7 protein-coding genes are annotated in these 12,695 nt (G+C 71.0%); 3 read left to right on the top strand and 4 right to left on the bottom strand.

Features of this window, described 5'->3' with window-relative positions; translation table 11 throughout:
- Positions 1-79: 79 nt before the first annotated feature.
- From ACFWA7_RS09380 to glgX, 4 genes are all read right to left on the bottom strand, one after another.
- A complete protein-coding gene (locus tag ACFWA7_RS09380; protein ID WP_385536566.1) occupies positions 80-2,122 on the bottom strand; it encodes a M4 family metallopeptidase in 2,043 nt (680 codons plus the stop codon).
- 425 nt (positions 2,123-2,547) lie between these two features.
- Entirely contained in the window at positions 2,548-4,497 is a 1,950-nt protein-coding gene (locus ACFWA7_RS09385) for an ABC transporter ATP-binding protein (RefSeq protein ID WP_385821987.1), read from the bottom strand.
- Positions 4,494-6,428, bottom strand: a complete 1,935-nt coding sequence (locus ACFWA7_RS09390; RefSeq protein WP_385536562.1) for an ABC transporter ATP-binding protein — start codon at positions 6,426-6,428, stop codon at positions 4,494-4,496. Before ACFWA7_RS09390 ends, ACFWA7_RS09385 begins: the two co-directional genes overlap by 4 nt.
- 178 nt (positions 6,429-6,606) lie before the next feature.
- Positions 6,607-8,868 carry a glycogen debranching protein GlgX gene (gene glgX, locus ACFWA7_RS09395; protein ID WP_385536560.1) on the bottom strand — a complete coding sequence of 754 codons (2,262 nt, stop codon included), beginning with the start codon at positions 8,866-8,868 and terminating at the stop codon, positions 6,607-6,609.
- 141 nt (positions 8,869-9,009) lie between these two features.
- Here glgX and ACFWA7_RS09400 point away from each other — a divergent pair, with 141 nt between their 5' ends.
- From ACFWA7_RS09400 to ACFWA7_RS09410, 3 genes are all read left to right on the top strand, one after another.
- Positions 9,010-10,257, top strand: coding sequence for an Ig-like domain-containing protein (locus ACFWA7_RS09400; RefSeq protein WP_385821989.1), 1,248 nt, complete (start codon positions 9,010-9,012; stop codon positions 10,255-10,257).
- A gap of 227 nt (positions 10,258-10,484) precedes the next feature.
- Positions 10,485-11,741: an Ig-like domain-containing protein gene (locus ACFWA7_RS09405; RefSeq protein ID WP_385536556.1), complete on the top strand. Its 1,257-nt coding sequence runs from the start codon at positions 10,485-10,487 to the stop codon at positions 11,739-11,741.
- Between the two features lie 112 nt (positions 11,742-11,853).
- Positions 11,854-12,621 carry an enoyl-CoA hydratase/isomerase family protein gene (locus tag ACFWA7_RS09410; protein WP_371654851.1) on the top strand — a complete coding sequence of 256 codons (768 nt, stop codon included), beginning with the start codon at positions 11,854-11,856 and terminating at the stop codon, positions 12,619-12,621.
- Positions 12,622-12,695 lie beyond the last annotated feature (74 nt).

The following is a 12,695-nucleotide window of genomic DNA, read 5'->3' on the forward strand; positions in this document are numbered from 1 at the left end:
GTGCCCGGACCCCTTGTGGGGGTCCGGGCACCTTTTCACGCGCCGGTCAGCCGCCTGACCGGAAGGTGAGCTCGGGAGCTCAGAACGTGAGCTTGAAGTTGTCGATGTAGCCGGTGTCGTACCGCGCCTTGTCCTGGACCTTCAGCTTCCAGGTGCCGTTGGCGACCTCGGAGGAGGCGTTGACGGTGTACGTGGTGTCGAGGTTGGCCGTCGAGCCGCCGGTCCCGGTGGTCTTCAGCGAGTACACCGAACCGTCGGGCGCCACCAGGTCGATCTGGAGGTCACCGATGTAGGTGTGGACGATCTTCACGCCGACCTTGAGGGTGCTGGGCGCGTTGCCGGTGACACCGGTGACGGCGACCGACGAGGTGACCGCCGCTCCCGGGGAGTCCGGAATGTTGACGTTGGTGCCGCTCTCGAAGACCTTGCCGCCCGGGTCGCCACCGCCGCCGTGGCGGGCGCCGACCGCGATGGCCGCCCACGCGTCGGTGATGTTGTTGACCTCGGCGCTGCCCGCACCGTAGAGCTCGGTCGCCGCGGCGATGGTGCCGTCGCGGGCGCCCTTGTAGTCGGTGCTTGAGTTGAACTTGGTGGTGAGCGCCTTGTACCAGATCAGCTGGGCCTTGTCGCGGCCGATGCCGGTGACCGGCAGGCCGTCGGAGGTCGGCGAGTTGTAGGTCACACCGTTGATGACCTTGGTGCCGCTGCCCTCGGAGGCCAGGTAGAACCAGTGGTTCGCCGGGCCGGAGGAGTAGTGGACGTCCAGGTTGCCGAGGCCGGAGTACCAGCTGTCCTTGGAGCCGCCGTCCTTGCTCGGCTTGTCCATGTAGCGCAGCGGGGTGCCGTCGCCGTTGATGTTGATCTTCTCGCCGATGAGGTAGTCGCCGACGTCGGACGCGTTGTTGGCGTAGAACTCCACCGCGGTGCCGAAGATGTCCGAGGTCGCCTCGTTGAGGCCACCGGACTCGCCGCTGTACTCCAGGCCCGCCGTGTTGGAGGTGACGCCGTGCGTCATCTCGTGGCCGGCCACGTCCAGCGAGGTCAGCGGGTCGTTGTTGCCCGTGCCGTCGCCGTACGTCATGCAGAAGCAGCTGTCGTCCCAGAACGCGTTGACGTACGCGTTGCCGTAGTGGACGCGGGAGTACGCGCCGACGCCGTCGCCGCGGATGCCGCTGCGGCCGAAGACGTTCTTGTAGAAGTCCCAGGTCTCCCCGGCGCCGTAGGCGGCGTCCGCGCCCGCGGTGGCGGCGTTGGAGTTGGTGCCGTCGCCCCAGGTGTCGTTGGTCTGGGAGAACAGCGTGCCGGTGCCGGACGAGCCGTGGTTCAGGTTGTACGTCTTGTGGCCGCCGCGCCCGCCGTCGGTCAGCGTGTAGTTCGAGCCCGACTGCGTGGTGCCGAGGGTGACCTGGCCGCTGTAGTGGGTGTTGCCGACACCGGTCTCGATGCCCTGCCACTGGTACAGCTTCGCGCCGGTCGCCGCGTCGGTGATGACGTGCAGCTGGTTCGGGGTGCCGTCGTCCTGCAGACCGCCGACGACCGTCTCGTACGCGAGGGTCGGCGTGCCCTTGGCCATCCAGACGACCTTGCGCGGGGCGCGGTCGGCGGTGGCCTTCTTGGCGCCCTTGTCGGCGGCGGCCGCGAGGGCCTGCTTCTGCGCGCCGGCCGGGCCCTGCTTGGCCGTGGTGGCGATGTTCTTCAGCTGGGCGCCGTTCGCCTTGATGACGCCCTGGGTCCGGCCGCCGGCGGCCGTGTCGACGACGAGGTCGCCGCCGAGGACCGGGAGCCCGGCGTACGTGCGCTCGTACCGCGTGTGCTGGGTGCCGTTCTGGTCCTTGATCACATCGCGGACGACGAGCTTCTCCTGCGCGCCGAGGCCGAGGTTCTTGGCGGTCTCCGCCGTCTTGTCGCCGGCCTGGCGTATGAGCTCGGCCCGCTGCGAGGGCGAGAGCTTGGCGGGCAGAGCGCCCGGATTGCGTACGGCCTGCGCCTTGAGGGCGTTGGCGGACGCGGAGTTGTCGGGGCGTGCGCTGGCGCTACCTGCCTGGACTCCGACGGTGAGCATGGCGGCTGCGGAGAGCAGGGCGGCGGTGGCGGTGGCACGACGACGGTGCGTGGATCTCACGCGAACTCCTTCTGCGAGGGGGGTACCGGCGGCTGGGTAGGGCCGTCCGGGCGGAGCATGCGGAGCGGTGATTCTTGGATCGGGGAGAGAGTGCCAGGAGTGGCCGACCGCTGTCAGGAGCGCGTCAAGAAGTTGGCCGGAAATCGTTCGTTGTACGAAGGACGCCGTTCGTTAAGCGGACGTTTCCTTTGTCAACACCTTGTGTCCAGTGAGCAGTTGGGTGCGTCACGATCGACGGGAGTGTCCGGATACGCACCCTGTCCCACCAGCAAGAAAGGCGTCCGGAGCGGTCGTGGAAACCGCTTGCGACAATGGCCGCAATGCGACTCCGCACTTGTCGCTCCGGAGCCCCGCCCGGTGTCCGCCAGGCGGACAGTGGGGCGGATGGGGCGACGAGTCGGTTCCCGTCGCCCCGCCCCTTCCGGCTACACCAGGCTCTCCCGCCACGCCCGGTGCAGATCCGCGAACCGGCCGGTTCCCGCGATGAGTTCGGCGGGCGAGCCGTCCTCGACGACGCGCCCGTGCTCCATCACCAGCACCCGGTCCGCGATCTCCACGGTCGACAGCCGGTGGGCGATGACGACGGCGGTACGGCCGTGCAGCACCGTGTGCATCGCGCGCTGGACCGCCCGCTCGCCCGGGATGTCGAGCGACGAGGTCGCCTCGTCGAGGATCAGCACCGCCGGGTCCGCGAGCAGCGCGCGGGCGAAGGCGACCAGCTGGCGCTGGCCCGCCGAGATGCGCCCGCCCCGCTTGCGCACGTCCGTGTCGTAGCCGTCCGGCAGCCGTGCGATGAAGTCGTGCGCGCCGATCGCCTTCGCGGCCCGCTCGATCTCCTCGCGGGTCGCCTCCGGGCGGCCGATGGCGATGTTGTCGGCGACCGTGCCGGAGAAGAGGAACGCCTCCTGGGTGATCATCACGACCCCGCGCCGCAGCTCGGGCACGGCCAGCTCGCGCAGATCGACGCCGTCGAGCAGGACCCGGCCCGGTTGGGGCGTCCCCTGCTCGGAGCTTGTCGGAGAGCTCGGGGAAGGGTCGTAGAAGCGGGCGAGCAGCTTGGCGAGGGTGGACTTGCCGGCGCCGGTCGAGCCGACCACGGCCACGGTCTGCCCGGCCGGGATCGTCAGGTCGAAGCGGGGGAGGACCTCGCCGCCCGTACGGTACGAGAACCCGACGCCGTCGAACTCGACCCGCCGCCCCGGGAGTTCACCGGACCGCTCCGGCAGCGGCACCGGATGCGCGGGCTCGGGCACGGTCGGCGTCTGGGCGAGCAGCCCGGCGATCTTCCCGAGGGACGAGACGGCAGCCTCGTACGAGTTGAGGAACATCCCGAGCCTGTCGATCGGGTCGTACAGCCGCCGCAGATACAGCACCGCGGCGGCGAGCACGCCCAGCGCGAGGGTGCCGTCGGCGACCCGGGAGGCACCCCACAGCACCATCGCGGCGACGGCGGTGTTGGCCACCAGGCGCGAACCCACCACGTACTGGGCCATTTCGAGGATCGCGTCGCCGTTGGTGCGCTCGTGGTGGCGGTTGAGCCTGCGGAACTCCTCGTCGTTGGCGCGCTCACGGCGGAACGCCTGGACCGGCCGGATGCCGTTGAGGGTCTCCGCGAACTTGACGATCACGGCCGCGATCGCCGTCGAGCGGGCGTCGAACGCGCGCGAAGCACGGCGCCGGTAGCGGCGGATCAGCAGGTGCAGCGGCGCGTACGAGGCGACGGCGAGCGCGCCGATGCCCCAGTCGAGCCAGAGCAGCATCGCGCAGATGTACACGGCGGAGAGCACCACACCGATGAGCTCCTGGAGCCCCTCGTTGAAGAGTTCGCGCAGCGACTCCACGTCGGAGGTGGAACGGGAGATGAGCCGGCCCGAGGTGTACCGCTCGTGGAAGTCGACGCTCAGCGCCTGCGCGTGCCGGAAGATCCGCCCACGCAGATCGAGCAGCACGTCCTGGCCGACGCGGGTGGAGGCGCTGATGAACGCGTACTGCAGCAGCCCGGCCCCCAGGGCGCAGACGAGGTACCCGGAGCCGACGGCTATGAGGGGTCCGTATTCGTGCCTGCGGAATGCGGGCACGCCCCGGTCGATGGCGTACGCGACGAGCATCGGCCCCGCCTGCACGGCGGCCTGCTGCAACAGGATGAGCAGCGCGGTGACGACGACGCGGCGCCGCATGGGGCGCAACAGGTCGAAGAGGAGTGCGCGGGTGGCGCCGGCGGGGGAGGGGAGGGCGTCGCGATCGAAGGGATCGGTAGGGGGCGGCGGCCCCTCTGCCCCCTTTGTCCCTTCTGGCCCTTCTGGCCCTTCTGGCCCTTCCGGCCCCTCCGGCTCCTCCGGATCGGCCTGGCGCTCCGCACCCATGGTGGTCGTCATCGGTCCTCCCCCTGATCCCCCGCGCCGGACATCAGCCAGGCGTACTCGGCGTTGCTGCGCAGCAGTTCCTGATGGGTGCCGACGGCGGCGACGCGGCCGCCGGAGAGCAGCGCGACCCGGTCGGCGAGCATCACCGTCGACGGGCGGTGGGCGACGACCAGCGCGGTGGTCTCGCGCAGGACGTCGCGCAGGGCCGCCTCGACACGGGCCTCGGTGTGTACGTCGAGCGCGGAGAGCGGGTCGTCGAGCACCAGGAACCTGGGCCGCCCGACGACCGCCCGCGCGAGGGCGAGCCGCTGGCGCTGCCCGCCGGAGAGGCTGAGCCCCTGCTCGCCGACCTGGGTGTCGACGCCGTACGGGAGCTCCCGTACGAACCCGGCCTGCGCGACGTCCAGCGCGCGGTCGAGGTCCTCGGGCCCGCCGCCGCCCATCAGGACGTTCTCGCCCACGGAGGCGGAGAAGAGGGTGGGCTCCTCGAACGCCACGGCGACGAGCTCGCGGAGCCGCTCGCGGGGCATGGTGGCGATGTCGACCCCGTCGAGCGTGATGCGCCCACCGGTCGCGTCGTACAGCCGCGGCACGAGCGCGGTGAGCGTCGTCTTCCCGGACCCGGTCCCACCCACGATGGCCATGGTCTCGCCGCTCCGGATGTGGAGATCGATCCCGGAGAGGAGGGGTGGGGTGTCGGCGGGGGCGTCGGGGTAGCGGAAGGCGACGCGGTGGAATCGGATGCCGAGGTGGTGGGGCGCGGGTTCGTCCGCGGGTTGTGGGTGGCTGGTCGCGCGGTTCCCCGCGGAGCCCTCCGGGGGGTTGTGGGGTTCGTCCGCGGGCTGTGTGTGGCTGGTCGCGCGGTTCCCCGCGCCCCTGGGTATCTCCAGCTCCTCCGGAGTGTGAGGAGCGGGTCCCGGGGCGGAGCCCTGTAGCGGGGTGCAGGGGCCGTGGGGGCCCTCATCCAGGACCTCGAAGAACCGCTCTGTCGCCGTCCCCGCCTCCTGGCTCATCGCCAGGAGGAACCCGATCGAGTCCACCGGCCACCGCAGCGCCAGCGCCGTGGACAGGAACGCCACCAGCGTCCCGGCCGACAGGTCACCGTCGGCCACCCGCACGGTCCCCAGCACCAGCGCCGCCCCGATGGCGAGTTCGGGTATCGCCGTGATCACGCCCCACAGCGCCGCGAGCAGCCGCGCCTTGTGCAGTTCGGTGCCCCGCAGCCCCCGCGCCAGCTCCCCGAACGCGCGCGCCTGGCTGCGATGGCGCCCGAACCCCTTGATGATCCGGATGCCGAGCACGCTCTCCTCGACCAGTGTCGTCAGATCGCCCACCTGGTCCTGCGCCCGCCGCGCCGCCACCGAGTAACGCGACTCGAAGAGCGAACACAGCGCCACCAGCGGCACCACGGGAAGGATCAGCACCAGCCCCAGCGTCCACTCCTGCGACAGCAGGATGATGAAGCCCACCAGGATGGTCACCCCGTTGACCAGCAAGAACGTCAGCGGAAACGCCAGGAACATCCGTACCAGGCTCAGATCCGTCGTCCCCCGCGACAACAACTGGCCCGACGGCCACCGGTCGTGGAAGGACACCGGCAGCCGTTGCACATGCCGGTACAGATCCGCCCGCATCGCCGCCTCGACCCCCGCGAGCGGGCGCGCCACCAGCCACCGCCGCAGGCCGAAGAGGAGCGCCTCCGCGATCCCGAGCAGCAGCAGGACGAGCGCGCCCAGCCAGACCCCGCCGGGGTCACCGTCGCTGACCGGGCCGTCGACGATCCACTTCAGTACGAGCGGGATCACCAGACCTAGGCAGGACGCGACGACGGCGACTAACGCCGCGTTGAACAGGCGAGTTCGGACGGGTCGTACGTACGGCCAGAGCCTCAGCAGCGTACGGACCGTCGACTGGTTCTTGGTGGGAGCATGTATGTCTGACATCAATCATCGAGCCTAAACTTCACCACCGACAACGCCCACCGGCTTTTTGACCGAGTGCTTCGTCTGCGGGTGGGCGGGGGCTGTTCGCGCGGTTCCCCGCGCCCCTTGGGCAACTCCGGCCCGGGCGAATCCAGCCGCGTCGGCGTTTGAGGCGTGGGCGGGGCGGGGTGGGGGATCATCACCCCGTAACCCGCAGCACCTGTACCGACCGCGCCCCCACCCCCACCTCCACCCCACCCCGGTGCACCCGCCCCGGCACCCCCGCCTGGTCCTCCACCGCCGTGTCCACCAGCACCTCGTACCCCTCCCCCCACGGCGCCCCCGGCACCACGAACCCCGTCGGGCGGCTGCCCGCGTGGAGGACTATCAGGAAGCTGTCGTCCACCACCGGCGCGCCAAAAGCATCCCGGCCGGGGATGTCGCGGCCCGACAGGTACAGGCCGAGCGTGGCCGTCGGCGCGTACCAGTCCCGCTCGGTCATCTCCGCCCCGCGCGCGGTGAACCACGCCAGGTCCCGCAGCCCGTCCGCCCCCTGCGCCCGGCCGGAGAAGAACGCGCGGCGGCGCAGCACCGGGTGGCGGTGGCGCAGCGCGACCAGGCGGCGGGCCAGTTCGAGCAGCCCCCGGGGGCCCGGCTGTTCCAGGAGGGACCAGTCGATCCACCCCACCTCGCCGTCCTGGCAGTACGCGTTGTTGTTGCCGCCCTGGGTGCGCCCCATCTCGTCCCCGGCCACCAGCATCGGCACCCCGGTGGAGACCAGGAGCGTCGTCAGCAGGTTGCGCAGCTGGCGGCGGCGCAGGGCGTTGACCCGGGGGTCGTCCGTCTCGCCCTCCACTCCGCAGTTCCAGGACCGGTTGTCGTCCGTCCCGTCCCGGTTGCCCTCCCCGTTCGCCTCGTTGTGTTTGCGCTCGTACGAGACCAGGTCGCGCAGGGTGAAGCCGTCGTGGGCCGTGACGAAGTTGATCGACGCGTACGGGCGGCGGCCGCCCCACGCGTACAGGTCGCTCGACCCCGACAGGCGGTAGCCCAGGTCGCGCACATCGGGCAGCGCGCCGCGCCAGAAGTCCCGCACCGCGTCCCGGTAGCGGTCGTTCCACTCCGTCCACAGCGGCGGGAAGGCGCCGACCTGGTACCCGCCGCGCCCCACGTCCCACGGCTCCGCGATCAGCTTGACCCGGCGCAGCACCGGGTCCTGGGCGATGACGGCCAGGAAGGGGGAGAGCATGTCGACGTCGTGCATCGAGCGGGCGAGCGCCGCCGCCAGGTCGAAGCGGAAGCCGTCCACCCCCATCTCCGTCACCCAGTACCGCAGCGAGTCCGTGATCAGCCGCAGCACCTGGGGCTGCACCACGTGCAGCGTGTTGCCGCAGCCCGTGTAGTCCGCGTACCGGCGCGCGTCCGACTGGAGGCGGTAGTACCCCTTGTTGTCGATGCCGCGCAGCGACAGCGTCGGGCCGCGCTCGCCCGCCTCCGCCGTGTGGTTGTAGACCACGTCGAGGATGACCTCGATCCCCGCCCTGTGCAGCGCCCGCACCATCCGCTTGAACTCGCCGACCTGCTGGCCCGCAGTCCCCGAGGACGAGTACGCCGCGTGCGGCGCGAAGTAGCCGACCGAGTTGTAGCCCCAGTAGTTGCGCAGGCCCCGGCGCAGCAGATGGTCCTCGTGGGCGAACTGGTGCACCGGGAGCAGTTCGACCGCCGTCACCCCCAGCCGTACGAGATGGTCGAGCGCCGCCGGGTGCGCGAGCCCCGCGTACGTGCCGCGCAGCTCCTTCGGGATCCCGGGGTGCAGTCTGGTGAAGCCGCGCACGTGCAGCTCGTAGATGACCGAGTCGGCCCACGGCGTCTTCGGGCGGCGGTCGTCCGACCAGTCGTCGTCATCGTGGACGACGACCCCCTTGGGGACGTACGGCGCCGAGTCCCGGTCGTCGCGGACGGTGTCGGCCACCTGCTGCTGCGGCCAGTCGCGCACATGCCCGTACACCTGCGGCGGCAGCCCGAAGTCTCCGTCGACCGCCCGCGCGTACGGGTCGAGCAGCAGCTTCGACGGGTTCCAGCGGGCCCCCGTCCAGGGGTCCCAGCGGCCGTGCACCCGGTAGCCGTACCGCTGCCCCGGCCGTACGCCCGGCACGAAGCCGTGCCAGATCTCATGGGTGAGCTCGACCAGGGCGAGCCGGGTCTCGGTGCCCGCCGCGTCGAACAGGCACAGCTCCACCGACTCCGCCCCGCCCGCCCACAGCGCGAAGTTGGTGCCCGCCACCCCGTCCGGCCCCACCCGGAACCGGGCCCCCAGCGGGGTCGGCGCACCCGGCCAGACCGGTGGCCGCAGCCCGCCGGGGCCGCCCCGCCGGCCGTGGCCGTTCAGTTCCCGGTGCTCTTCCCCGTGCGGAGCCGGTCGCCCCACCCCCCGCTCCGCCTCCTGCTCTGCTGCGCTCGACACCCCTCGGCCTCCCGCGGCTCGGCGCCTGGACGGAGCGCGGCGTCCCGGCCGCGGCTCCCCACGCGTGTCCTCGCAGGCTTTCTTCCCGTTACCCGGCTCGTACTCACGTTTCCCCCGGCGGGGCGCGGTCGTTGAGCCGTCGTGAGATTCGTACTGAAGCGGGCAGGGGCGAGCACCGCGGCCGCCCTGACATGGGCGGGACTGACGGCGGCGCTGGTGGCCGGGCTGGCCGGATGCAGCGGGGCCCATCTGGACATCGGCGGGGTCAAGGACGTCGTCGCGGGCAAGGCGCGGCCGCCCCGCAACGTGATCCTGGTGACCCCCGACGACGGGGCCAAGGGAGTCAAGGCGGACGGGAGGATCGGAGTGCGGGTGCCCGGCGGGCGCCTGGAGCGGGTCAGGGTGATGAAGGCCGAGGACGCCCAGCCCGAGGAGGTGCCGGGCCGGATCAGCGAGGACGGACTCTCCTGGGAGCCGACCCAGGGTACGGCGGGCCGGCTCGAACTGGCCGCCAAGTACACGGTGGACGCGGTGGCGCTCGACGGCCACGGCCGCCGCCAGGCCCGGCACACCAGCTTCACCACGCTGGTGCCCGAGCACCGGTTCATCGGCTACTTCAAGCCGGAGAACCGCTCGACGGTCGGCGTCGGCATGATCGTCTCGTTCAACTTCAACCAGGCGATCCAGAACCGGGCGGCCGTGGAGCGCGCCATCAGGGTCACCTCGAAGCCGGCGGTCGAGGTGGTGGGCCACTGGTTCGGCAAGGAGCGCCTGGACTTCCGGCCCAGGAAGTACTGGAAGCCGGGCACCAAGGTCACCGTGGACATGCGGCTGCGCGACGTCCCCGGCGCCCCGGGGGTGTACGGCATCCAGGAGAAGCGGATCGGCTTCACCATCGGGCGCGACCAGGAGTCCCTGGTGGACGCCGACGCGCACACGATGGAGGTGCGCCGGGGCGGCGAGCTGGTCAGTACGGTCCCGATCTCGGCGGGGGCGCCGAAGAACACCACGTACAACGGCAAGATGGTCGTCACCGAGATGTTCGACGTGACAAGGATGAACAGCCGTACGGTCGGCTTCGGCGGGGAGTACGACATCCCCGACGTGCCGCACGCCATCCGGCTGACCGCCTCCGGGACCTTCCTGCACGGCAACTACTGGGCGACGTCGGGCACCTTCGGCTCCAGCAACACCAGCCACGGCTGTGTGGGCCTGCGCGATGTGAAGGGCGGCAGCCCGGACACCCCGGCGGGCTGGTTCTTCGACCGCACGCTCGTCGGGGACGTGGTGGAAGTCATCAACTCCCGTGACAAAACGGTCGCGCCCGACAACGGCCTCGGCGGCTGGAACCTCGGCTGGGCGAAGTGGAGGGCGGGCTCGGCCCTCTGACCCTCCCTCGCCGGCCGGCCCGGCCCGTACACACCCCCGGTGACGTCGCGATGTCGCCACAGCGAACGCACGGGACCATTGGCACCGAACGGTGACATTCGCGTGGCGGTGCGTGTGCGTCCGGTGTGATTACCTAGGCAATCGTGTGCGCGCGAGGATGCGCGCGGGGGTGTTTTCACAGTGCGGGCCGTGGCTTGATCCAGGCCGTGCGAGGGGAGAGAACTGTCGTGAACGGGCAGCACATATCGGGGGCTCCGAAGAGAGCGGCGGGGCGGCGGCGCGGCACGCCGGGTCTGCTGGCTCTGCTGCTGGGGGCGCTGCTTCTGCTGGTCTCCGCGTGCGGGGGCGGCGACGACTCCGCCGGCGACGGTGACGGCAAGGGCAAGGGCGGCGCCGGCAAGGCGGCCGAGGACACCAAGGCCTCGGCCGCGGTCGTGACCGTCGCGCCCAAGGACGGCGCCGGCGACGTGGCGACGAGCGGCGCGCTGAAGATATCCGCCGCCCAGGGCAAGCTCACCGCCGTCGCGGTCGCGGACACCAAGGGCAACGCGGTGGCCGGGAAGATCTCCGCCGACGGCGCCGCCTGGGCCCCGGAGCAGCACCTCGCCTCCGCCACCAAGTACAAGGTCCACGCGGTCGCCAAGGACGACCAGGGCCGCGAGTCCGCCAAGGACACGACCTTCACCACGCTCGTCCCCAAGAACACCTTCATCGGCACCTACGTCCCCGAGGACGGCGACACCGTCGGCGTCGGCATGCCGGTGTCGGTCAACTTCAGCCGTGGCATCACCAACCCCCAGGCCGTCGAGAAAGCCATCAAGGTGACGGCCGAGCCGCCGGTGCCGGTCGAGGGTCACTGGTTCGGCAACGACCGCCTGGACTTCCGCCCGGAGAAGTACTGGGCGGCGGGCACCAAGGTGACCGTCAAGTTCAACCTCGACGGCGTCGAGGGCCGGCCCGGCGTCTACGGCAAGCAGACCCGTACGGTGAAGTTCACCGTCGGCCGCTCGCAGGTCGCCACGGTGGACGCGGCCGCCCACACCATGACCGTCGTGCGTGACGCCAAGACCCTCAAGACCATCCCGATCAGCGCGGGTTCCCCGGCGAACACCACGTACAACGGCCAGATGGTGATCAGCGAGAAGTACCAGGTGACCCGGATGAACGGCGCCACCGTGGGCTTCGGCGGCGAGTACGACATCAAGGACGTGCCGCACGCGATGCGTCTGTCCAGCTCGGGCACCTTCATCCACGGCAACTACTGGGGCGACCCGTCGGTGTTCGGCAACACCAACACCAGCCACGGCTGTGTGGGCCTGCGGGACGCGCGCGGCGCGGGCGACTCCTCGACCCCGGCGGCCTGGTTCTACGACCGCTCGCTCATCGGTGACGTGGTCATCGTGAAGAACTCCAAGGACAAGCAGATCCAGCCGGACAACGGCCTCAACGGCTGGAACATGTCCTGGGCGGAGTGGACGAAGTAGGACGCGCCTGAAGAGATCCGAAGAGATCCGAAGAGATCCGAGGGGAACGGACCCGGTCGCTGTGACGCACAGCACCGGGTCCGTCGCTGTTGACGGCAACTAACCTGCTGCCATGACTGTGACCCTCGAAGTCTCCGAAGGCGTCGGCACCCTCCGCCTGGACCGCCCCCCGATGAACGCCCTGGACATCGCGATCCAGGACCGGCTGCGCGAGCTCGCCGAGGAGGCGACCCGCCGCGACGACGTACGGGCCGTGGTGATCTACGGCGGCGAGAAGGTGTTCGCGGCGGGCGCGGACATCAAGGAGATGCAGGCGATGGACCACACCGCGATGGTGGTGCGGTCCCGGGCGCTCCAGGAGTCGTTCACCGCCGTCGCGCGCATCCCCAAGCCCGTCGTCGCCGCCGTCACCGGGTACGCGCTAGGCGGCGGCTGCGAGCTCGCGCTCTGCGCCGACATCCGGATCGCCGCCGACAACGCCAAGCTGGGCCAGCCCGAGATCCTGCTCGGCCTGATCCCGGGCGCGGGCGGCACCCAGCGGCTGTCCCGGCTGATCGGCCCGGCCAAGGCCAAGGACCTCATCTTCACCGGCCGGATGGTCAGGGCCGACGAGGCGCTGACGCTCGGTCTGGTGGACCGGGTGGTCGCGGCGGAGAAGGTGTACGAGGAGGCGCACGCCTGGGCGGCGAAGCTCGCCCAGGGTCCGGCGCTCGCGCTCCGCGCCGCCAAGGAGTCCATCGACGCGGGTCTGGAGACGGACATCGAGACCGGGCTCGCCATCGAACGGAACTGGTTCGCGGGCCTGTTCGCGACCGAGGACCGCGAGCGCGGGATGCGCAGCTTCGTCGAGGAGGGCCCCGGCAAGGCCAAGTTCCTCTGAGCCGCGCGCGGTTGGAGGCCGGTCGTACACCCTGAGGGTGGATTAGCCTGGCCTTAATGGAGCCTTAAGTGCGC

It is taken from the genome of Streptomyces sp. NPDC059994, from assembly GCF_042737755.1.
Classification (GTDB): domain Bacteria; phylum Actinomycetota; class Actinomycetes; order Streptomycetales; family Streptomycetaceae; genus Streptomyces.

Coding starts and splice junctions, on each gene's coding strand:
- ACFWA7_RS09385 (WP_385821987.1), bottom strand. CDS start 4,497: ATGACGACCACCATGGGTGCGGAGCGCCAGGCCGATCCGGAGGAGCCG.
- ACFWA7_RS09390 (WP_385536562.1), bottom strand. CDS start 6,428: ATGTCAGACATACATGCTCCCACCAAGAACCAGTCGACGGTCCGTACG.
- ACFWA7_RS09410 (WP_371654851.1), top strand. CDS start 11,854: ATGACTGTGACCCTCGAAGTCTCCGAAGGCGTCGGCACCCTCCGCCTG.